This is a genomic window from Jannaschia sp. S6380 (genome assembly GCF_023015695.1).
Taxonomy (GTDB): Bacteria; Pseudomonadota; Alphaproteobacteria; order Rhodobacterales; family Rhodobacteraceae; genus Jannaschia.
Genome location: NZ_JALKAS010000001.1, coordinates 230234 through 250539 on the forward strand (window position 1 = coordinate 230234; position 20306 = coordinate 250539).

Here is a 20306-nt window from a genome sequence, read left to right on the forward strand (position 1 = left end):
ATGGCCGACGAGACGATGCATTCGGGACATTCGGGCGACGCTGAGGCGCAGGGCAAATCCGAGAGCGGCCCCAACTGGAAGATGTACGCCAACCTGCTGGCGATGGTGACCACGTCGACGGTGGTCATGTACTTCTTCATGTACTGGAACATCTACCGCTGGAGCGACTTCTGGCTGTCGGAGACGCGGGCCTACATGTCGATGCTGATGTTCGGCACGATGCTGGCCATAATGCTCTCCTTCATGATCTTCATGTACAAGACGAAGTGGCTGAACCTGACGCTCTACGCGGCGTCCCTGCTGTTCTTCGCGGTCGGGCTGTGGCTCGTACGCTCGCAGATCACCGTGCAGGACGAGAGCTGGATGAAGTCCATGATCCCGCACCACTCCATCGCCATCATGGTCTCCGAGCGGGCGACGATCACGGACCCGCGCGCCCGCAAGCTCGCCGACGAGATCATCGCCGCGCAGGAGAAGGAGATCGCGGAGATGGACTACTTGATCCGGTATATCCGCGATAACGGCGAGGTGGGCGGCGAGTATCCGAACGGCGAGACCGCGGGGCCGACTCCCGTGGCGGCTTCGGTCGCGGAGGCGCTGTCGCGCCCGGCGCTTGCGGGCGTGGACGTTGGTGGGATGACAGACGAGGAGGTCGCGCAGGTCGTGCCGGACGCGGCCTGCGCCTTCCGTTTCTCGGAAGGTCAACAAACCGTGGTCGCGGTGAACACGGCGGGAGAAGGCGTGATGAAGATCACCGGCCAACTCGTGCCCGTATCGCTCGTCGAGGGCGACCTGACGCGCAGCCCCGTGCTCGGAGCCGAGGGCGTGCGCCTCAGCGTCGTCCCGCAGGACGATGGCGCGGGCAGCGATCTGATCTTCGACCTCGAAACCGACCCTGCCCTTCGCGCCGGCTACGGCGGCGTCTACATCTGCACCTGAGGAGGCTTCCGATGCCCAAGGACACCATGACAGATGGCGCCACGCGCGCCACCATCTACCGGATGGACATGCCGGGCCACACCTGCCCCTACGGCCTGAAATCCGTCGACCTGCTCCAGCGCGAGGGCTTCGAGGTCGACGACAACCTGCTGACCACGCGCGAGGAGACCGACGCCTTCAAGGAGAAGCATGGCGTCGAGACCACGCCGCAGACCTGGATCGGCGAGGAGCGGGTGGGCGGCTATGACGACCTGCAGGTCCATCTGGGCAAGAAGAAGCCCGAGGCCGAACGCTCCGACACGTCCTACCAGCCGGTGATCGCGCTGTTCGCGGTGGCGGCGGCGTTGGCGGTGGCCTTCACCTGGTTCACCTTCGACACGCTGCTGACCTGGCAGACGCTGGCCTGGTTCATCTCGGTCTCGATGGTCCTGCTGGGGTTGCAGAAGCTCAAGGACATCGAGGGGTTCTCGACGATGTTCCTCAACTACGACCTGCTGGCCAAGCGATGGGTGCGCTACGGCTACGTCTATCCGTGGGTCGAGACCGGCGCGGGCCTGCTGATGACAGCCATGGTCTGGCACTGGCTGTCGGTGCCGTCGGCGCTGTTCATCGGCACCGTGGGCGCGGTCTCGGTGTTCAAGGCGGTCTATGTCGACAAGCGCGAGCTCAAATGCGCCTGCGTGGGCGGCGACAGCAACGTGCCGCTCGGCTTCGTGTCGCTGACCGAGAACCTGATGATGGTCGCGATGGCGGTCTGGATGGGCTGGCGTTTCCTGCTGTGAGGGATGTGGAGCGCGTCGCCGTCAGCCAATGGTCAGCGTTCCGTCTTCTGCCAGCGCATAGGGAGGAATGTGCAGGTTCTCCGGCGCCGGGCCCCTTCGGATGCGACCTGCCGCGTCGTAGTGCGAGCCGTGGCAGGGGCAGAACCAGCCGCCAAAATCGCCGGCCCCGTCGCCAAGAGGAACGCAGCCCAGATGCGTGCACACGCCGATCTGCACCAGAAGAGCCTCCTGGTCCGGCACCACCCGGTTGGCATCGACGGCCGGCGCGTCGGCGGGCAGGTTGGCGTTGCGGGCGAATGGGTCGGGAAGATCGGCGACCTCCTCCGCCAGCGCCGCCTCGATCTCGGCCGGCGTCCTGTTGCGAATGAAGACCGGCTTGCCCTGCCACATGACCGTGAGTTGCGTCCCGGGCTCCACCCCCGAGATATCGACCTGAATCGACAGCAGTGCCCGCACGTCCGCGGACGGGTTCATCTGGTCCACGAGCGGCCACATGGCTGCCCCGGTCACCACCACGCCGGCACCGGCCGTCGCGTAGTAGAGGAAGTCCCGTCGTGTTCCTTCGGGGGCTTCGTCTGCTTTCGTATCCATCGTCGACCTCCTCGCGAGAGCGGCGGCCCCCTCGGAAGCTGCCCATGGAGGTCGCGAACCACCTTCCCACGGAGTAAGGTCAAGCCCCCGCCGCGGATGCGGCTGTCCCTTCCCTTCCAGCGCGGGACCTCGCGTAACCGTCCATGGATCGCATCGTTTAAGCACAGGTCACTTGCATGGACGTCTCGCTCTCGCAGCCCTGCACCCCAAGCCGTCACGCACGCTACCCTACCGTGGATGTGCTGCGGGGCTGGGCCATCCTCGGGGTCGTGCTGTTCCACCTCGCCTGGGACCTCGCGTTCCTCGGCCTGATCCCCTCGCAATGGGCGGTGGAGCCCGCATGGATCGCCTTTGGCCGGACGGTCGCTGCGACGTTCATGGCGCTAGTGGGCGTCAGTCTCGCGCTGGCGGCGCGCGGCGGCCTGGACCCCGCCGCGTTCGGCGCGCGGCTGGTGAAGATCGCCGCCGCCGCCCTGGCGATCACGGTGGCGACGCGCCTCGCGATGCCGGGCGCCTGGGTCTATTTCGGCATCCTCCACGCCATCGTGGTAGCGAGCCTGATCGGGGCGGCGTTCCTGCGCGCGCCCTCCGTCGTCACGTTCCTGCTGGGCGGCGCGACCATCGCCTTCGGCCTGGCCTGGACGGACCCCGCCTTCGACGCCCGGACCGTCGCCTGGATCGGTTTCGCCGCCGGCCCCGCGCCCTCCGTCGACTTTGCGCCCGTCTTCCCGTGGGTCGGGTTCACCCTGATCGGCCTCGCCGCCACGCGCGCGGCGCTGCACCGGGGGTGGCTGGATCGGCTGCCGAGACCCGAGGGGCGCCTTGCACGTGGGCTGTCGCGGATCGGACGCCGGACGCTCGCCATCTACCTGCTGCACCAGCCGGTCCTCCTGGCGATCCTCTATCCGGTCGCTTGGGTGGCGGGATGAGCGCCGCGCGGGGTCAGGCGCGGGGCAGGTCCGGCCGCAATCGCTCGCCCCGAAAGGCCCGCAGGGCCAGCCAGAGCCCGGCCGCGATCATCGGCAGCGAGAGGATCTGCCCCATCGTCAGGCCGGCCTGCCCCAGTTGCAGCGCGTAGCCCAGCGGGTTGCCCGGCCCGGCGAACTGGGCGTCCGGCTGGCGCACCAGCTCGACCAGCGCGCGCGCCGTGCCGTAACCCATGAGGAACACGCCCGTCAGAAGGCCGGGCCGCTGGAAGGCGCCGCGGCGCCAGGCCAGCCACAGCAGCACCGCGCCCAGAAGCACCCCCTCCAGCAGCGCCTCGTAGAGCTGCGAGGGGTGACGGGCGCACAGCCCGGCGACACCGGCGCAGTCCTGCGCGGCCGCGCCGGGGAAGATCACCGCCCAGGGTAGATCGGTCGGACGGCCCCACAACTCGGCGTTCACGAAGTTGGCGAGCCGCCCGAGGAAGAGCCCGATCGGCGTCGCCAGCGCGAGAAGGTCGGCCAGCGGCAGCAGCGGCACGCGGTGGCGCAGGTGGAACAGGATCAGCGCGACCGCGACGCCCAGCATCCCGCCGTGGAAGGACATGCCCCCTTGCCAGACCATCAGGATCTCGGCCGGGTTGGCGAGGTAGTAGCCCGGCTGGTAGAACAGCACGAAACCGAGGCGTCCGCCCAAGATCACCCCGAGCACGATCCAGGTGACCAGATCCTCCAGTCGCGCGGGCGCGAGCGGCGGGCCGGCGGCCCCCCAGAGGCGCGGCGTCAGCACCGCCCGGCGGCACAGCCACCAGCCCAGCACGATGCCGGCGATGTAGGCCATCGCGTACCAGCGCAGGGCGAAGGTAAAGGACCCGAGGTCGATCGAGAAGATGTCGGGCCCGATCTCGGGGAAGGGAAGGGCGAGCAGGGTCATCGGGTCCTTCGGAAGCTGGGATGGGGCCGGTCGACGGGACCGCCCTTCGTCGCGGCGACCCCTGCGGGCCTGCTCCGCTGGAGGGTCAAGCGCCGACCCGTCACGAGGCCGTGATCCCGACCCTGCCGATCTCGCCTTGACCCTCCCCCGATGGAACCCCCGACCTGCCCCTCCGAGACAATGGGGACGACGACCATGATACCCGAACTCGGCCATTTCGCCCTGATCCTGGCCCTGATGCTCGCGCTGGTGCAAAGCGTGCTTCCGATGATCGGCGCGCGGGCCGGGCGGGCGGACTGGATGGACAGCGCCCGGACGACCGCGGCGCTTCAGGTGGCGCTGCTCGCGCTGGCCTTCGCGGCGCTGATCCGGTCCTTCGTGATCAGCGACTTCACCGTCGTGAACGTCGTCGAGAACTCGCACTCGCTCAAGCCGATGCTCTTCAAGGTCGCCGGAAGCTGGGGCAGCCACGAGGGCTCGCTGCTGCTCTGGACGCTGATCCTCGCCGTGTTCGGGGCGGGGGTCGCGCTGCTTGGCGGCAACATCCCGGCGGGGCTGAAGGCGCGCACGCTGTCGGTGCAGGCCTGGATCAGCGTGGGCTTCCTGACCTTCATGCTGTTCACCTCCAACCCGTTCGACCGCGTCTTCCCCGCGCCGCTGGACGGGCAGGACCTCAACCCGCTGCTGCAGGATGTCGGGTTGGCGCTGCACCCGCCGCTTCTGTACTTCGGCTATGTCGGCTTCTCGATCGTGTTCTCCTTCGCCGTCGCCGCGCTGATCGAGGGGCGGGTCGATCCGGCCTGGGCCCGTTGGGTCCGGCCCTGGACGCTCGCGGCCTGGATCAGCCTGACCGCCGGCATCGCGCTCGGCTCCTGGTGGGCCTATTACGAGCTGGGCTGGGGCGGCTGGTGGTTCTGGGACCCGGTCGAGAACGTCAGCTTCATGCCTTGGCTGCTGGGCACGGCCCTGCTGCATTCGGCGATCGTCACCGAGAAGCGCGACGCCTTCAAGAGCTGGACGATCCTGCTGGCCATCCTGACCTTCTCGCTGTCGCTCCTGGGCACGTTCATCGTGCGCTCGGGCCTGCTGACCTCGGTGCATGCCTTCGCCGTGGACCCCGAACGCGGGCTCTACATCCTGGGGCTGCTGGGCGTCACGGTCGTCGGCTCGCTGACGCTCTATGCCTGGCGCGCCCCGCAGCTCGAGCCGGGGGGCCTGTTCCGCCCCGTCAGCCGCGAGGCGGGGCTGCTCATCAACAACCTGCTGCTGGCGACGGCGACCGGGACGGTTCTTGTGGGCACGCTCTACCCGCTCTTCGTCGAGGCGCTGACCGGCGAGAAGCTGACGGTCGGCCCGCCCTTCTTCAACGCCGTCTTCATCCCGGTGATGCTGCCCTTGGTGGTCGTCATGGGCGTGGGCCCGCTTTTGTCGTGGAAGCGCGCGGACCTGCCCGGCGTCGCGCAGCGGCTGCGGCTGGCGCTTCTCGTGACGGCCGCCGTCGCCGGGATCGTCTGGTACCTGCAGACTGGAGGCCCGCTGCTGGCCGTGCTGTCCATCGCGATCGCGGCCTGGCTCTTCGCGGCCAGCCTGCGGGAATGGGCGCTGCGCATCCGGCTGGGCGACGTCCCTCTGCGCGAGGCGGCGCGCCGGGCGCGGGGCCTGCCGCGCGCGGCCCATGGCATGACGCTGGCCCATCTGGGGGTGGCGGCCCTGATCCTGGGCTTCGTCGGCTCGTCGGCCTGGAAGGAAGAGCAGGTCCTCTTCGCCCGCGCCGGCACGGTGGTGGAGATCGCGGGCTTCGAGGTCGTGTTCGAGGGCGTCGAGCAGGTGCGTGGCCCCAACTACGTGGCCCAGCAGGCGCAGCTGCGCGTCCTGAAGGGGGGCGAGGAGATCGCCCGGCTGCGCCCGGAGCGCCGGTCCTACCCGGTCGCCGGGACCACGACGACCGAATCGGCCATCCGCTCCACCCTCGTGGGCGATCTCTACACCACGGTCGGCGAGCCCGCCGCCGGGCCGCAGACGGGGCAGTGGACGCTGCGCATCCTCTACGAGCCGCTTGTGAACTGGATTTGGATCGGGTCGGCCATGCTGATCCTCGGCGGCCTTCTGTCCATGTCCGACCGGCGGCTGCGCGTCGGCGCCCCCCGGCGCGCCGCGCGGCCCGTGCCGGCCGCCCAACCCGCGGAGTAGCGCCATGTCCCGCCTCCTCCTCGCCCTGCCGGCGCTTCTGGCCGTGGCGGTCGGCGGCTTCCTCCTCTGGGGGCTGGACCCCGCGCGCGACCCGAACGCCGTCCCCTCGGCGCGCATCGCCGCGCCCGTGCCAGAATTCGCCCTGCCTCCCGTCGCGGGCACCGGCATGCCGGGCCTGTCGGCCGCCGACCTGCGCGACACGGGCGAGCCGGTCCTCGTCAACGTCTTCGCCTCCTGGTGCGTGCCCTGCCGGGCCGAGCATGCCGTGCTGACGCGGCTCGTGCGCGAGGAGGGGGTGAAGCTCATGGGCCTGAACTACCAGGACGATCCCGCCGACGCGGCCCGCTGGCTGGACGACCTGGGCAACCCCTACGAGCGGATCGGCTCCGACATCGAGGGCCGCGTCGGGATCGACTGGGCGATCTCGGGCGTGCCGGAGACCTTCGTGATCGACGGCGACGGCGTCGTCACCTTCCGCTACGTGGGCCCGATCATCGAGCCCGACGCGCAGGCGGAGGTCCGCGCGGCCCTGGCGGCGGCAGGGGCCCGGTCATGAGGCGCCTGATCCTCGCCCTCGTGCTGTCGCTCGCCGCGGGCCTCGCCTGGGCGGTCGAGCCCGACGAGATGCTCGCCGACCCCGTCCTGGAGGAACGCGCCCGCGTGCTGTCGAGGCAGCTGCGCTGCGTCGTCTGCCTCAACCAAGACATCGACAGCTCCAACGCCGGCGTGGCGCGCACGATGCGCCTCCTGCTGCGCGAGCGCCTGGTGGAGGGCGACAGCGACGCGGAGGTGCTGGCCTTCTTCGTGGAGCGCTACGGCGACTTCGTGCTGTTCCGCCCGCCCCTGAAGGGGTCGACCTACGTGCTGTGGCTCGCGCCCTTCACGATCTTCGGGGCCGGCGCCACGGCGGTCGCGTTGACGCTGCGCCGGCGGCGGCCCGGGGCAGGGCAGGCGGGTCCGACCGCGCTGAGCCCGGAGGAGGAGCGGGAGCTTATGCAATTCGCCACCACCGAGGAGGCCGACCGGCCATGACCCTGTGGATTTTTCTCGCTCTGCTTGCGCTCGCAAGCGGCGCGCTCCTGTTCTTTGGGCTGGGCGGGCGCCCGGTCGCCCTGACGCGCCGCGACGGCAGCGTCGCGATCCTGAACGACCAGCTCGCCGAGGTGGCGGCCGACCGCGACCGGGGCCTGATCTCCGGCGCGGAGGCGGAGGCCGCGGAGATCGAGATCAAGCGCCGCCTCCTTTCGGTGGCGCGTCGGACGGAGGCGGCGCCGGAGCGCCGGGGCTCGGGCCGCGCGACCGGCGCGCTGCTGGCCGTCGCCGTGCCCGCGGCGGCGGTGCTTCTCTACCTCCAGATCGGTGCCCCCGAGGTCGCGGGTCGACCGTCCGAGGAGGTCGCCGCGCAGCGGGCCGAGGCGGCGCAGGTCGCCGCCCTGACCGCCGAGCTGAAGGCGCGGCTGGAAGGCGACCCGGAGGGCGGCCCGACCGAGGGCTGGGTGCTGCTGGGCCAGACCTACATGACCATGGGCCGCTACGAGGACGCGGCCGGCGCCTTCGCCAGCGTGGCGGGTCGCGAGGAGGCGGATTCGTCTATTCAGTCGCGCTATGCCGAGGCGTTGATCGCCGCCGAGAGCGGGGTCGTCACGCCCAAGGCGCGCCGCGTCATCGACAGGGCCATCGCCCTCGACCCCGCGAACCCGGCGGCCGTGTTCTTCCTGTCGCAGGCCCGCGAGCAGGAAGGCGCGCTCGTCGCGGCCCGCGCGCTGCTGGTCGAGCGGCTGGACTCGGCGGACGGGTTCCAGCCCTGGATGGAGCTGTTCATCGCCTCGGCCGACCGGCTGGGCGAGCAGACGGGCGACGCGCCGCTCGACCTCGCGCGCTACGCGCCGATGCTCGGCGGCGGGCGGGGGCCCGGCGCGGCCGATGTCGCCGCGGCGCAGGACATGGCCCCGGCGGACCGGATGGCCTTCATCGAATCGATGGTCGAAGGGCTGGCCGCGCGGCTGGAGGACGAGCCGGGCGACGTCGAGGGCTGGATGCGCCTGATCCGGGCCTACGACGTGCTGGGCCGGACGCAGGACGCGGCGCAGGCCCGCGCCGGTGCCCGTGCGGCGGCCGAGGCGCTGCCCGGGGACGATCCGCGACGGGACGCGGTGCTGCGCGCGCTGGACGGGGGCTGAGGCGGGGGCTACTCCCCCGGCGCGCCCGCGACCCGCGTCCCCGCGGCGGTGGCCAGCGCGTCCATCACCGCCCCCGGCGTCAGCACCTCGGACAGCACGATCCCCTCCGGCGCGGTCGGGCCGAAGACGATGTTGAACGGGATGCCGAAGCGCCCGTTCGCCTCTAGGAAGGCACTGATGCGCGGATCGGGCCGCGTCCAGTCGGCCTGCATCGCCAGGACCGAGGGCAAGGCCAGCGCATCGACCACCGGCGCACGCTCCAGCACCAGCGACTTGTTGGCGATGCAGGTCAGGCACCAGTCCGCGGTCACGTCCACGAAGACGGCGTGCCCCTCGCTCACGTGGCGCGCGATCTCGGCGCGCTCGAACGGGACCCAGGCGATCGGCCCGTCCTCCGCGGCCGCGCGCGCCTCGGGCCGCATCACAGCCGGCAGGGCGACCATCGCCACCGCAAGCCCGAGCGCGGCCGCCATGGCCCCGCCCCGCCATGCCGGCCGCGCGCGCATCAGGCCCATCGCCGCGATCACCCCGGCCAGCACGGCCGCGACCGACCAGGCCAGCGCCTCGGAGCGGACCCCGGCCAGCACCCAGAGCAGCCAAGCCGCCGTCCCCGCCAGCATCAGGCCCAGCACGGCCTTGACGGCCAGCATCCAGCGGCCCGGCCGGGGCAACGCGGCGACGAGACCCGGGCGCGCGGCCACGATCAGGTAAGGCAGGGCGAGGCCCAGCCCCATCGCGGCGAAGATCGCCACGACCTCGAAGGCTGAGCCGGTCAGCGCGAAGGCCACCGCCGTCCCCAGCAGCGGGGCCGAGCAAGGCGTGGCCAGCACCGCCGCGAAGGCCCCGGTGGCGAAGTCCCCGGCATGGCCGCGCCCGCCCGCCGCCGCGAGCCGGGTGGCGAGGCCGGGGGGCAACGCGATATCGAACAGGCCGAAGAAGGAGGCCGCGAAGAGCCCCAGCACGAGCGTGAGGACGGTGAGGAAGTAGGGGTTCTGGAACTGCGTCCCCCAGCCGATCGCGTAGCCCAGGGCTTGCAGCCCGATCACCACGCCGGCCAGCGCCAGCATGAAGGCCATCGTCCCGGCCGCCGTCGCGAGGAACCCCGTGCGGACCCGCCGCCACGACGTCTGGGCGGCGTTCAGCGCGGAGGACAGCTTGATCGACAGGACCGGCAGGACGCAGGGCATCGCGTTGAGGATCAGCCCCCCGCCGAAGGCCAGGGCGAGGGTCCAGGCCAGCGCCGACCAGGGCCGGGCCGCGCCCTCCGCGGCGTAGGGCGGCGGGGGCGGCGCGGCGGCGATCGCCACGTCCTCGAAGGTCGTGGCGTCCGGGCCGTCCGTGACCGTCAGGGTCAGCGGTCCGGGCGGGTCGGCCAGCGCCAGCACCGGCAGCGCGGCCCAGAGCGTGCGGCCGTCCGCCGACACGCGGATGTCCGGCCCGCCGAAGGCGGTGCCTTGGCCCAGCTCGGGGAACACGTCCGGCGACCGCCAGCCCGACGCCCGCTCCAGCGCGACGGTCAGCGCGCCGTCCTCCGCCGGCAGGGCGGCCGCGCGCAGCTCCATGTCCGACGCCTCGGGCGCGGCGGGCACGCGCGCGGCCCATTCGGCAATCGTCGCAGCCGAGACCTGGTCGATGCCCGTCCCTGCGGGGATGTCGAGCGCGAGGTCGAACTGGAGCGGCACGCAGATGTCGGAGCAGGCCAGCATCGAGACGGCGGCGCGCAGGCGGGCGGACTCCCCGGGCTCCGCGAGGGTGATGCGGATCGGGTGGACGACCTCGCCCGCATAGCCGAAGTTCTCGATGCCGAAGGCGCGGAAGCGCATGGGCGCGGGCCACTGGAACTCCGCCGCGGCGACGTTCTCCGACCCCTTCCAGTCCACCTCGGGCGGCAGGCCGACCTCGCCGGGGGAGCGCCAGTAGGTCTTCCACCCCTCGGCGATGTCGAGGGCGAGCCCGGCCGAGACGCCGCCCGCGTCGGGCCCGATCCCGTCCTCGACGGTGACGAGCCGCGCCGTGAGCGCGGGCGACTCGAAGGGGTTCGACACGGCGGCGACGGCGGGGCCGCCGAGCGTGGCCACGCATAAAGCAACAGGGAGGACGCGCCGGATCAGGCCGATCATGCGCAGGCCTCGATGGCGCCGTCGGCCCGTTCGCGCTCGATCAGCCGCTTCAGGCGCGCGTCGCCTATCTCGCCCTGCACGATCGTGCGCCCGACCACGAGCGCGGGCGTCCCGACGAAGGCGAATATGTCCGCCAGCGCGCCGCTCTCGCGCAGCTCGCGCCGGACGTCCTCGCTCGCCATGTCGGCGCGCAGGCGCGCGCCGTCGACGCCGATATCCTCGGCCAGCACGTCGAGATATTCCGGTGTCGTCCCGAACGGCGTGCGCATCAGGCGCTTGTGGAACGCCACGTAGGCGTCCTGCCGTTTGGCGGCGAGCGCGGCCTGCGCCGCCATCGTCGACGCCTCGCCCAGCAGGGGCAACTCGTGCCACGCGATCCGCACGCGGCCGGCGGACGCCTCCTCGATCTTCGACAACCGGATCGTCAGCGCCCGGCAATACGGGCAATTGTAATCCGAGAAGGAGGCCATCTGGACCACCCCCGGCTCGGTCTGGGCACCGTAGAGCGTCTCGCAGACCCGACCCTCGACCCGCTCCACGGTCGCGGCCATCGCGGGGTCGGGGCCGTCGTCGAGCCCCATGAACAGGTCGAAGCCGGAGGAGCTGTCCCCGCCGGCGATCCTGCGGAAGCCGGCCGGTCGAGCGACCGGCTCGAAATCCAAATCCCCGGCGAACAGTTCGGCTGCCGCCGGCGGCCCGAACCTGAGCGCCGCGTAGCCTCCGGCGATCGCCAGCCCTCCGATCAGCAGGTTCCGTCTTGAACTCGGCACCATAGCACTCCTTTGCCCGTCAGGCCGCCGGTGCGGCCTTCCAGCGCCGCAAGGTCCAGTCACAATTTTGCGAAGAGGCAAGGCCTTCACAATCGCTGCGTCGGGCGTCATCCCCAATGGAAACACCGGCTCGACGGGCGGCCAATGCACGTCGGTCAATGGAGCAAAGGGACGACGGGCTATGCAGATCACGAAACCCGCTCGGATGCACGGCGACGGCGACCGGATGCGCCGCACGTCCCTACATCTCGGATATGCCGCGGCCGCCGGATCGGCGGCGTTGCTGGGAGCGGCTTATCTTTACCAGCTGGCGGGCTATGCCCCCTGCACCATGTGCATCTGGCAGCGTTACCCGCATGGCGTGGCCATCGCGCTCGGGCTCGCGCTACTCGTGCTCGGGCGAAGCCAAGTCGTCCTAGCGCTCGGCGCGCTGGCGGCGGGCACGACGGCCGCGCTCGGCCTGTATCACACCGGCGTGGAGCGCGACTGGTGGGACGGGCCGTCCGCCTGCACGGGCGGGGCCTCGGAGCTGTCGGGCATGACCGGCGCGGACCTGCTGTCCTTCGACACGGCCGAGACGCTGGTCCTGTGCGACGAGGTGGTCTGGGAGTTCCTGTCGCTCTCGATGGCCAGCTGGAACGCCATCCTCAGCGCGCTCCTGGCCGGGGTCTGGATCGCGGCGCTCGTGCTGTCGCGGCGCGCGGGCCGCGCGTAGCGGAGCCGCGCCGGATTATCGCGCAAGGCTCGATCCGCTCTTGCCTTCCGGCGCTGGAGGTCGGCCACACGCATCGTCGAGGATGGGACCTGATCGGAGACCCCGGAATGCTGACACGCCGACACTTCATCTCGTCGACCGCCGCGCTGTTCTCCGCGCCGATCGCCGCACCCGCCCTCGCGCAGACGCTCCCCGAGGGCGTCGAGGGCCGCGCGCCGCGATCCGACCGGAGCATGTGGGACGTCTGGGACGCGCAGGTGACGCCGCCGGGCTACGACCCCGCGACGTCCAACCCGTGGGGCCTGGAGCCGCGCTTCCTGCCCCGGCTCGTCGAGGCGAAGCCCGGCCTCCTGCCCGGCGACGTCCATGTCGACGCCGTGGCCCGCTACCTCTACCACATCCGCCCCGGCGGTCTGGCGATGCGATACGGCGTCGCCATCGCGCGGGGCGACCTCTACGAGCCCGGCATCTACACGATCGCGCGAAAGGCGCGCTGGCCGATCTGGACGCCCACGCGGAACATGATCCGACGCGACCCCGAGCTCTACGCGCAGTTCGAGGGCGGTGTGGATGGCGGGCCACTCAACCCGCTCGGCTCTCGCGCGCTCTATCTCTACGAGGGCGGGCGGGACACCTACCTGCGCATCCACGGCTCGCCCGAGGCCCGCTCGATCGGCGGGCGGGCGAGCTCCGGCTGCGTGCGCATGGTCATGGCGCACATCATCGGCCTCTACGATCTGGTCGAGACTGGGTCCACGGCGTTCCTCTATCCGCCCGAGGATGCCTTGGGCGCGGTCTAAGGCCAAGCCGCGTCCTCAGGAGGACGCCTGGCATATCGGGTTTCCCTCTGGCGTGCGCAGCGGCAGCAGCGTCATCTCCACCGGCCCGTCATGCCAGTACCAGTAGCAGCCGTCCTCGGGCCGGAACTCGATCGCGCCGAGGTTCTGGTAGGGCGCGGCGAGCGCCACGACCTCGGCCGGGACCGCGCCGTCGGCGGAAAGGCCTGGCTCGGCCGTCGGGCCGATGGCTACGCAGCCTCCGAGGGCGAGGGTCGCCACGCCGAGCGTGATGCTGGAACGTCTCTTCATGTCGGGTCTTTCTGTTGTGTCAGGTCGAATCAGGATTGAACCGCGAAGCCCGTCCGGCCGCCGTCGCAGGACAGCAGAAGCAGGCTTCCAGCACCGTCAGGCGTCGCCGTACAGTCGGGCGGGATCACCGGATGGCCCCGCGCGTCCTCCGGGCAGAGGCCGCTGCCGGAACATGCGGATAGGAGAAGAAGGCCCCAGAGGCAGGCTAGGCGCTTGGCGCACCGTCCTCTGAGTCCGATCGTCATACTTGACCTCCGAGGTGGCGAATTCCGAGTGCCGATCGGAGATCCGGCGGTGATCTTCGTATCTCAGCTCGAAGCCTCCGGCAGAGGAAGGGCAACGCCTTTCTTGCCGGATTTCCCAACGTTCGACCCCGAAAATGTGTGATGGCGCTCAACCGCCGGCCGCCTGCGTCCGGGCCGCTTGCGCGGCGCGTTCGCGGTCGGGCCAGGTGGACTTGATGTATTTTAGCACGTCGCGGATCTCGGCGTCGGTCAGGGTGCCCTCGAAGCCGGGCATCCCGCTGTCGAAGCCCTCGACCCCCTGCGCGGCCAGCGCGGCCGCCCCGCCCAGCTTGGTGTAGGCGAAGAGCGTGGCGTCGTCGTGGTGCCAGGTGTGGCCGGTCGCGTCGTGGGGCGGGGCGGGCAGGCGGCCGTCAGGGCCGGGGCTGCGCCAGTCGGGCTGGCCTTCGAGGTTTGCGCCGTGGCAGGACGCGCAGTAATCGCCGTAGAGAGCCTCGCCCCGGGCCAGGTCCACCGGCGCGGCGATGGCGGGCATGGCGCCGGGGGCGGCCGGGTCCGCGCGGGAGCCGAGCGCCCACCACGCGCCGCCCGCCGCCAGCGCGGCGCCGGCCAAGGCGAGCGCCGCTACCCTCACGCGGCGACCCGCAGGAAGGCCATCATGCCCGAGGCGGCGTGGCTGAGCATGTGGCAATGCAGCATCCAGTCACCCGGCGCGGCCGCACTGAACGCGACCTCCACCGTTTCGCCGCCCGGCACCAGCGTGGTGTCGCGCAGGTCGCCCAAGGCGCCGTCCGCGACCTCATGGAAGTGCATCCCGTGCAGGTGCATCGCGTGCGGCCAGTTCGAGCGGTTCTCGATCGTCAAGCGCACGGTCTCGCCCGCGGCCAGCTCGGCCAGCGGCGCCATCGCATCCTCGGCCGTCCAGTCGGCGCGGCCGTTGAACGCCCAGTAGAAGCCCGCGCCCGCCATCTCGCGGAAGCCCGCCCGGCGGCCGCCCATCAGCGCGCCGTCCATGCGGCCCATCGCGCCGCCCTCCATCACCAGCCGCAGGGGCCGGGCATCCGCCAGCGCGCCGAGGGCGGGCACCGGGTTGGGCGGCAGGGGCGCGGGTGCGGGGCGCGTCGCGGCGGTGCCGCCCGCGCGGACGGGGAAGGCCATCTGCACCACCGGCTCGCGCTCCATGTGGATCAGCAGGGCCTCCTCGCCCGCCCCGGCGGTGACGTCCGCGATCACGTCGGCGCGCTGCGCTGGGGCCAGGACGAGGCGGTCCAGGGGGCGCGGCGCGGGCAGCGGCATGCCGTCCAGCGCCACGACCCAGCCGGTCATGCCCTGCAGCGCCAGATCGAAGATGCGGGCGTTGGCGGCGTTGATGAGCCGCAGGCGCAGCCGGTCGCCCCGACGCACGGAGTGGGTGGCCTCGACCTGGCCGTTGGTGGTGACGACGTTGCCGAAGCGGCCGCCATGGCTGGCGTCGTGGGGGGCGGCGAAGTCCAGCGCCTGCGTGCCGTCCTCGCGCAGCCGCCAGTCGCCCAGCAGGGCCACGACCTCGTCGTCCACGTCCGGGCGTGCGCCCTCCGGCTCCTCCACGATCAGCGGGGCGTGCAGGCCGCGGCCCACCTGCGCGGCCGAGGCGCGGTGCGCGTGGTACCAGTAGGTGCCCGCGTCAGGCAGGTCGAAGGCGTAGTCGAAGCTCTCGCCGGGCGCGACGGGCGCCTGCGTCACGCCGGACACGCCGTCCATGCCGTTGGGCAGGCGGATCCCATGCCAGTGGATCGAGGTCGGCTCGGGCAGGGCGTTGAGGAGCCGCCGCTCCAGCCGCTCGCCCTGCACCATGCGGATGCCCGCGCCGGGGGCGGCGCCGTCATAGCCCCAGACCGGCGTGGCCGGGTAGGGCGCGGGCAGCAGCTGCGCGGTGCCGGGCCGGGCCTCGATCACGATCGGGTCCATGGCGGCGCGCGCGAGCCGGGGCAGGGCCGGGAGGGCCGCCGAGGCGGCGAGGAGGGCGCCGAAGCGGCGGCGGGAAAGGGTCATCTGTCGCGTCCTGTGATAATGGACCGGGGCGGAGGTTCCCGCGCTACCCGATCCCGTTCTCGCGCTGCAGCGCGCGGATGTAGGCGGTGATCGCCTTGACGTCGGCGCGGGTCAGCCCCTCGATGGCGGGCATGTTCCCGAACTGCCAGTGATGCGCCTGCACGCCCATCTGCGTGGCGCGCCAGAACGACTCGTCTCCGTGATGGCCGGGCTCGTAGGTGATGTGCACCAGCGGCGGCGCGACCCCGTTCCGGCCGGCCGCGGCCGCTCCGTGGCAGGCGGCGCAGACGCCCTCGTAGGCGCGCTTGCCGATCGTCTCCAACTCGCCCAGCGTCTCCGGCAGGGCGACCTGCACGATGGGGGCGCCTTCGGGAATGCCGGAGGTGTCGGGCGGCACCATCGAATGGCCGCCAGCCGGCGGGTTGGCCACGTTCCAGACGAGCGCGCCGGCCCCGGCCAAGAGCACGGCGCCGACGGTCAGGGTCAGGCCGTCGACCTTCATCGCGTGCCGGCCGTCTCGAAGATCGTGCCGTCGCCGGCCGCGCCGCCGAAGGCGAACATGTCGTACTCCGCCGCCGGGTCGTAGCCCATGCCGGGCGAGCCCATCGGCATGCCGGGCGCGGCGAGCCCCGCGACATCCGGCGCCTCGGTGAGAAGGCGGTCCATCGCCTCGAAGGAGACGTGCCCCTCAATGACGTAGGCGCGCCCGTCCGGGGCGGTCAGCGTGGCCGTGTGGCAGGACCAGAGGTCGTCGGGCACGCCCGCATCGAGCTTGGCCTGCGTAATGTCGTCCACGTCCCGGGTCTCGACCGCGTAGCCCGCCGCGCGCGCCATCTCGGCCCAGCCGGTGCAGCAGCCGCAGGTCGGACTCTTGACGACGGAAAGGGTGGGCGGGGCTGCGGCCAGAAGCGGCGCGGTTCCAGCGACGAGGGCGGCGGCCCCGGTGGCGGCGATCAGGGCGCGGCGGGTCAGGGTGGTCATCGGGAACTCCTCAGGGTCAGGCGGGCGCGACGTCGTAGCCGGCATCCTTGAGCGCGGCGCGCATGGCGTCCGCGTCGCGCGCGGTGTCGATCTCGACCATGCGGTCCTCGGGCGCGAAGGTCACGCGCGCGGCCGGGTCGGCTGCTGCGACGGCCTTCTCGATGCTGGTACGGCAATGGCCGCAGGACATGTCGGGGACGTGGAATCTCATCGGTCTTCTCCTGGCTTGGTGGGCAGGTGGGGGTTTCCCCCGCTGGAAGGTCAAGGGCTGCCACGGGCTGCGTCATCCTGCCGCCGGGGCGGTCCCGACGGGCCGCGTCGGGGGCAGCGCTTGACCGGCCGCCGGCGCGCTGTCTACCCCGGGGCGATGACGCCCTTCGCAGATCCACGACCATCGGGCACGGGCGCCGTTGGCAGGGGCCGCGGCGCCCCCGGATGGCTCCGGCCGAACGGGTCGCGACCATGAATGTCGTCGCCCTGCTGGCGGGCGTCGCGCTGATCCTCGCCGCGCTCTGGGACGTGTTCCGGTCGCTCGTGCGCTCGCCGCTCTCCGCCGGGCCGTTCACGAGCTTCGCCGAGTTCGTGATCTGCCGCGGCCTGCTGCGGCTGTTTCACCTGACGGGCCGCCGCGCAGTCCTCGGTGCGATCGGCCCAATCTCGGTGCCGGCGCGGGCGCTGATTGTCGTGGCGGCGCTGATCGCGGGCTGGGCGCTGGTGTTCCAGGGCGCCGCGGACTGGGTGCTGGTGTCGAAGACGGACGCGCCGGCGGGGCCCTGGCAGCGCCTCTACCTGGCCGCCTATTCCGTCGCGACCCTGGGCTTCGGCGCCTACGAACCCGACAGCCCCGCTGGCCGGCTCCTGACGGCGGCCTCGGCGCTGACCGGGTTCATCGTGCTGACCTTTTCGGTCGGGGCGGTCTCGACGATCTCGCAGGTGCTGGCGGCGCGCGACGCCGTGATCGCCGCGATGCGCGCCCATGTCGAGGCGCTCGACGCCGGGGCCGATCCGGCCGAGGCGCTGGAACGCACGCTCGTTCTGGTGGCAGCGCCGTTGTCCTCGGTTGCCTCCGCCGTGCAGACCCTGCCGGTGCAGCATCGCCTGCACGCGGAGACGGAGGATCGCGCGTTCAGCCGCGCGCTCGACCGGCTCGACCGGGCCCTGCCGGACGCGCCTACCGACCCGCGCGCCCGGCTCGCGGCGCAGTCCATAGACGAGACGCTGGAGGTGCTGGCGCGGGGCTGGCTGAGGCCGTGGACGGAGGGCGAGGGCCGGCGCGCCCGGATCGCGGCGTTCCTTCGCGCCGACCGTCTTGACGGCGCGGCGGGCCGGTGACCTCGTCAGGCCAGCTCGGACGCCGTAGCCGGGCGCCTGGCCACGCCGGGGACGTCGGTGGCGGCCTCGCGCACGGCCGGGGCCTCCGCCTCGTCCGCCTTGCCGTGGCAAGACTTGCCCAGAACCAGGAACATCACGCCGTGCAGCGCGAGGCAGATCAGCAGCGGCGCGAAGGCGGTCGCCGCGCTCGCGATCCCGGTGATCGTGCCGCCCATCAGGAAGAAGGCGGCGACGGGCGCCAGCATCACCACGCAGCACGCCATCATCCCGAGGTTCATCAGGTTCAGGCCGGTCAGTCGTTTCATCGCTTCGTCCTTCTGGCGGTCGTTGATTCGCGATCTTGCACCATGATCCCGCGCGGGAAGGTCAAGCAGCTCAGGTCGGCGGAGTCACGCGGCCGTGATCGACGGGGGTTTGACCTTCCAGCGCCGGAAGGCTCCAGCGCCGATCCGAACGAGCCGCGCAACGCGGCCAGACGAGGCGTCCACCGGGGCAGGGGACAGGACTTGATGCACGCATTCGAGACAATTCGTCGATGACCGTCCTGCGGCTCCTGGCCGTGCTGGCCCTGGTGCTGGCGGGCTTAGCAGCGGGGGACGTGCAGGCGAGCGGCGCGCATGACGCGCCTGAGGTTTCGACCGACGGGCACGGCGCCCATTCCCATGACGCGGCGACGGCGCCCGACTGTGACCCCAAGCCCGACTGCAAGCCCGTTGCCGTCTGGATCACATCGCCGCGGCCCGGAATTGCGTTGGGCCGGGTGTTGCCGGTGCGGCCCGCCCGACGGGCCACCGGCCCGCTGGCGCCGGTTGGCCACGATCCGCCCGTTCCCATAGACCTGACTCGAGCATGACGCGGCGGGCCGCGCCCGCGAACCGAGATCAGGACAGGACGAACGACATGAGAACGAAGATTTCCCTTCTGGCGCTTGCCGGAAGCATGGCCGCCGCGGCGGCCCTCGCCCATACCGGCGCCACCGGCGTCGTGCTGGAGCGCATGCAGGCGATGTCGGAGATGGCCAAGGGCGTGAAGGCCGTCACGCCGATGATGCGCGGGACGGCGCCTTACGACGCGGGCGCCGTGCGCGACTTCGCTTCGATGGTCGAGGGCCATTCGGGCGAGACGATGGTCGCGCTGTTCGAGGAGGGCACGGGCGGCATGCCGTCCCAGGCCAAGGCCGAGGTCTGGACCGACGCGGAGGGCTTCGCCGCGCTGGCCGAGGAGATGGCGCTGCGCGCCCGGGGCCTCGCGCTGGCGGCGGAGAACGCGCCCGGCGGCGCGGCCGCGGGCGGCGGCGCCTCGATGATGGGCGGCGGCGGCATGATGGGCGGCACCGGCGGCATGATGGGCGGCACCGGCGGCATGATGGGCGGCGGGTCGATGATGGGCGGCGCGGGCGGCGCGATGACCCCCGAGGCCATCGGCGCGATGCCGGCCGACCGGGCCTTCGCCATGGTCAGCCAGACCTGCTCGGCCTGCCACACGCGCTTCCGGGCCGAGGACGACTGACATGCGCCGCCTTTTCTGGGGCGTGGCCGCCGCCGGCACCTTGGCCGGCGGCGCGATCCTCGCCGTCATCGCGTGGCCGGTCGGTGTCGTCCCCCGCCCGATCGAGCTTGCGGGCGATCCCGACCGGGGCGCCTACCTCGCGCGCGCCGGGGGCTGCATCGCCTGCCATACGGACTTCGAGCGCGGCGGCGCGCCGCTGGCGGGCGGCGTAGCACTGACGACCGATTTCGGCACCATCCGCTCGCCCAACGTCACGCCGGGGCCCGCCGGCATCGGCGGCTGGAGCGTCGAGGACTTCGCCCGCGCCGTCCGCCAGGGCGTCTCGCCGGAGGGGGAGCCGTACTATCCGGCCTTCCCCTACCCGTTCTACGCGGGCCTGTCGGATCAGGACATCGCCGACCTCTGGGCGGCGTTCCAGACGGTGCCCCCGTCGGACGCGGCCTCCGTCCCGCCCGCCATGCGCTTCCCCTTCGACCAGCGATGGGGGCTGAAGCTCTGGCGCGCGCTCTACCAGCATCCGCCCTTCGTCGAGCCGATCGAGGGCCGGGACGCCGCCTGGAACCGTGGGCGCGAGCTGGTCGAGGGACCGGCCCACTGCGCCGCCTGCCACACACCGCGGAACGCGCTCGGCGGGCGGAACCTGTCGGCGCGCTACGCGGGCAACGACGACCTGCCCGGTGGCGCGGACGCCCCGGCCATCGACGCGGCCAGCCTGGCGGCGAACGGCTGGGACGCGGACGCGCTGGCCTACGCGCTGCGCTCGGGCATCACGCCGGAGGGCGACGTGTTCGGCGGCGGCATGGGCGAGGTGGTGATGCACGGCACGTCGTGGCTGTCCGACGCCGACCTGCAGGCGATGGCCGCCTACCTGACGGACCCGTAGGCCCGGAGCGCCGCCGGGGGTGCTTCAATTCGCGCCTGCCCCCGGCGGTCGCCGCCCTGGCTCGCCCGCCCGAACCCCGCGGACGGGAGGGCGCGC

General features: G+C 72.2%; 24 protein-coding genes. 13 read left to right on the forward strand and 11 right to left on the reverse strand.

Annotated features, from left to right (window positions below; translation table 11 throughout):
- Both MWU52_RS01285 and MWU52_RS01290 read left to right on the forward strand, forming a co-directional pair.
- Entirely contained in the window at nucleotides 1-939 is a 939-nt protein-coding gene (locus MWU52_RS01285; RefSeq protein WP_246948514.1) for a DUF305 domain-containing protein, read from the forward strand.
- 11 nt (nucleotides 940-950) lie between these two features.
- Complete coding sequence (locus MWU52_RS01290) at nucleotides 951-1721, forward strand: glutaredoxin family protein (protein ID WP_246948517.1); 771 nt, start codon at nucleotides 951-953, stop codon at nucleotides 1719-1721.
- A 21-nt stretch (nucleotides 1722-1742) separates the two neighbouring features.
- Here MWU52_RS01290 and petA read toward each other — a convergent pair whose 3' ends face one another.
- Entirely contained in the window at nucleotides 1743-2312 is a 570-nt protein-coding gene (gene petA, locus MWU52_RS01295; protein WP_246948519.1) for a ubiquinol-cytochrome c reductase iron-sulfur subunit, read from the reverse strand.
- 176 nt (nucleotides 2313-2488) lie between these two features.
- Between petA and MWU52_RS01300 the strand changes: the two genes are divergently transcribed.
- On the forward strand, nucleotides 2489-3241 hold the full coding sequence (locus MWU52_RS01300) for a heparan-alpha-glucosaminide N-acetyltransferase (RefSeq protein ID WP_246948520.1): 753 nt from the start codon (nucleotides 2489-2491) through the stop codon (nucleotides 3239-3241).
- Between the two features lie 13 nt (nucleotides 3242-3254).
- Here the strand turns inward: MWU52_RS01300 and lgt are convergent, their stop codons facing one another.
- A complete protein-coding gene (lgt, locus tag MWU52_RS01305) occupies nucleotides 3255-4169 on the reverse strand; it encodes a prolipoprotein diacylglyceryl transferase (protein WP_246948522.1) in 915 nt (304 codons plus the stop codon).
- Nucleotides 4170-4364: 195 nt separating this feature from the next.
- Here lgt and MWU52_RS01310 point away from each other — a divergent pair, with 195 nt between their 5' ends.
- From MWU52_RS01310 to ccmI, 4 genes are read left to right on the forward strand one after another with little or no spacing between them, the layout of a single operon-like run.
- A complete protein-coding gene (locus tag MWU52_RS01310; protein ID WP_246948524.1) occupies nucleotides 4365-6359 on the forward strand; it encodes a heme lyase CcmF/NrfE family subunit in 1995 nt (664 codons plus the stop codon).
- Nucleotides 6360-6363: 4 nt separating this feature from the next.
- Nucleotides 6364-6915 carry a DsbE family thiol:disulfide interchange protein gene (locus MWU52_RS01315; RefSeq protein ID WP_246948526.1) on the forward strand — a complete coding sequence of 184 codons (552 nt, stop codon included), beginning with the start codon at nucleotides 6364-6366 and terminating at the stop codon, nucleotides 6913-6915.
- On the forward strand, nucleotides 6912-7391 hold the full coding sequence (locus MWU52_RS01320) for a cytochrome c-type biogenesis protein (RefSeq protein ID WP_246948527.1): 480 nt from the start codon (nucleotides 6912-6914) through the stop codon (nucleotides 7389-7391). The genes MWU52_RS01315 and MWU52_RS01320 overlap by 4 nt, the downstream gene beginning before the upstream one ends.
- Nucleotides 7388-8539, forward strand: a complete 1152-nt coding sequence (gene ccmI, locus MWU52_RS01325; protein ID WP_246948528.1) for a c-type cytochrome biogenesis protein CcmI — start codon at nucleotides 7388-7390, stop codon at nucleotides 8537-8539. Before MWU52_RS01320 ends, ccmI begins: the two co-directional genes overlap by 4 nt.
- Before the next feature lie 8 nt (nucleotides 8540-8547).
- Here ccmI and MWU52_RS01330 read toward each other — a convergent pair whose 3' ends face one another.
- Both MWU52_RS01330 and MWU52_RS01335 read right to left on the reverse strand, forming a co-directional pair.
- Entirely contained in the window at nucleotides 8548-10659 is a 2112-nt protein-coding gene (locus tag MWU52_RS01330) for a protein-disulfide reductase DsbD domain-containing protein (protein ID WP_246948530.1), read from the reverse strand.
- Nucleotides 10656-11429, reverse strand: coding sequence for a DsbA family protein (locus MWU52_RS01335; RefSeq protein ID WP_246948531.1), 774 nt, complete (start codon nucleotides 11427-11429; stop codon nucleotides 10656-10658). The genes MWU52_RS01330 and MWU52_RS01335 overlap by 4 nt, the downstream gene beginning before the upstream one ends.
- Nucleotides 11430-11610: 181 nt before the next feature.
- Between MWU52_RS01335 and MWU52_RS01340 the strand changes: the two genes are divergently transcribed.
- Nucleotides 11611-12144: a disulfide bond formation protein B gene (locus MWU52_RS01340; RefSeq protein WP_348645484.1), complete on the forward strand. Its 534-nt coding sequence runs from the start codon at nucleotides 11611-11613 to the stop codon at nucleotides 12142-12144.
- A 107-nt stretch (nucleotides 12145-12251) separates the two neighbouring features.
- A complete protein-coding gene (locus tag MWU52_RS01345; RefSeq protein WP_246948532.1) occupies nucleotides 12252-12944 on the forward strand; it encodes a L,D-transpeptidase in 693 nt (230 codons plus the stop codon).
- 15 nt (nucleotides 12945-12959) lie between these two features.
- Here MWU52_RS01345 and MWU52_RS01350 read toward each other — a convergent pair whose 3' ends face one another.
- The 6 genes from MWU52_RS01350 to MWU52_RS01375 all read right to left on the reverse strand — a co-directional run bounded on the left by MWU52_RS01350 (nucleotide 12960) and on the right by MWU52_RS01375 (nucleotide 16697).
- Nucleotides 12960-13232: a hypothetical protein gene (locus MWU52_RS01350; RefSeq protein WP_246948533.1), complete on the reverse strand. Its 273-nt coding sequence runs from the start codon at nucleotides 13230-13232 to the stop codon at nucleotides 12960-12962.
- 393 nt (nucleotides 13233-13625) lie between these two features.
- Nucleotides 13626-14009 (reverse strand): cytochrome c, encoded by a 384-nt coding sequence (locus MWU52_RS01355; RefSeq protein WP_246952712.1) that lies wholly within the window; start codon nucleotides 14007-14009, stop codon nucleotides 13626-13628.
- Nucleotides 14010-14104: 95 nt separating this feature from the next.
- Nucleotides 14105-15505 carry a multicopper oxidase family protein gene (locus MWU52_RS01360; protein ID WP_246948535.1) on the reverse strand — a complete coding sequence of 467 codons (1401 nt, stop codon included), beginning with the start codon at nucleotides 15503-15505 and terminating at the stop codon, nucleotides 14105-14107.
- Nucleotides 15506-15548: 43 nt separating this feature from the next.
- Nucleotides 15549-16007: a c-type cytochrome gene (locus MWU52_RS01365; RefSeq protein WP_246948537.1), complete on the reverse strand. Its 459-nt coding sequence runs from the start codon at nucleotides 16005-16007 to the stop codon at nucleotides 15549-15551.
- A complete protein-coding gene (locus MWU52_RS01370) occupies nucleotides 16004-16486 on the reverse strand; it encodes a DUF411 domain-containing protein (protein ID WP_246948539.1) in 483 nt (160 codons plus the stop codon). Before MWU52_RS01370 ends, MWU52_RS01365 begins: the two co-directional genes overlap by 4 nt.
- A 16-nt stretch (nucleotides 16487-16502) precedes the next feature.
- A complete protein-coding gene (locus tag MWU52_RS01375; RefSeq protein ID WP_246948540.1) occupies nucleotides 16503-16697 on the reverse strand; it encodes a cation transporter in 195 nt (64 codons plus the stop codon).
- Between the two features lie 251 nt (nucleotides 16698-16948).
- Between MWU52_RS01375 and MWU52_RS01380 the strand changes: the two genes are divergently transcribed.
- Nucleotides 16949-17818: a potassium channel family protein gene (locus MWU52_RS01380; RefSeq protein WP_246948542.1), complete on the forward strand. Its 870-nt coding sequence runs from the start codon at nucleotides 16949-16951 to the stop codon at nucleotides 17816-17818.
- Between the two features lie 5 nt (nucleotides 17819-17823).
- Here MWU52_RS01380 and MWU52_RS01385 read toward each other — a convergent pair whose 3' ends face one another.
- Nucleotides 17824-18123: a DUF2933 domain-containing protein gene (locus MWU52_RS01385; protein WP_246948544.1), complete on the reverse strand. Its 300-nt coding sequence runs from the start codon at nucleotides 18121-18123 to the stop codon at nucleotides 17824-17826.
- A 230-nt stretch (nucleotides 18124-18353) separates the two neighbouring features.
- Here MWU52_RS01385 and MWU52_RS01390 point away from each other — a divergent pair, with 230 nt between their 5' ends.
- From MWU52_RS01390 to MWU52_RS01400, 3 genes are read left to right on the forward strand one after another with little or no spacing between them, the layout of a single operon-like run.
- Complete coding sequence (locus MWU52_RS01390) at nucleotides 18354-18671, forward strand: hypothetical protein (protein WP_246948546.1); 318 nt, start codon at nucleotides 18354-18356, stop codon at nucleotides 18669-18671.
- A gap of 47 nt (nucleotides 18672-18718) precedes the next feature.
- Entirely contained in the window at nucleotides 18719-19327 is a 609-nt protein-coding gene (locus tag MWU52_RS01395; RefSeq protein WP_246948548.1) for a cytochrome c, read from the forward strand.
- 1 nt (nucleotide 19328) lies between these two features.
- A complete protein-coding gene (locus tag MWU52_RS01400) occupies nucleotides 19329-20210 on the forward strand; it encodes a cytochrome c (RefSeq protein WP_246948550.1) in 882 nt (293 codons plus the stop codon).
- The last annotated feature ends 96 nt before the right edge of the window (nucleotides 20211-20306 follow it).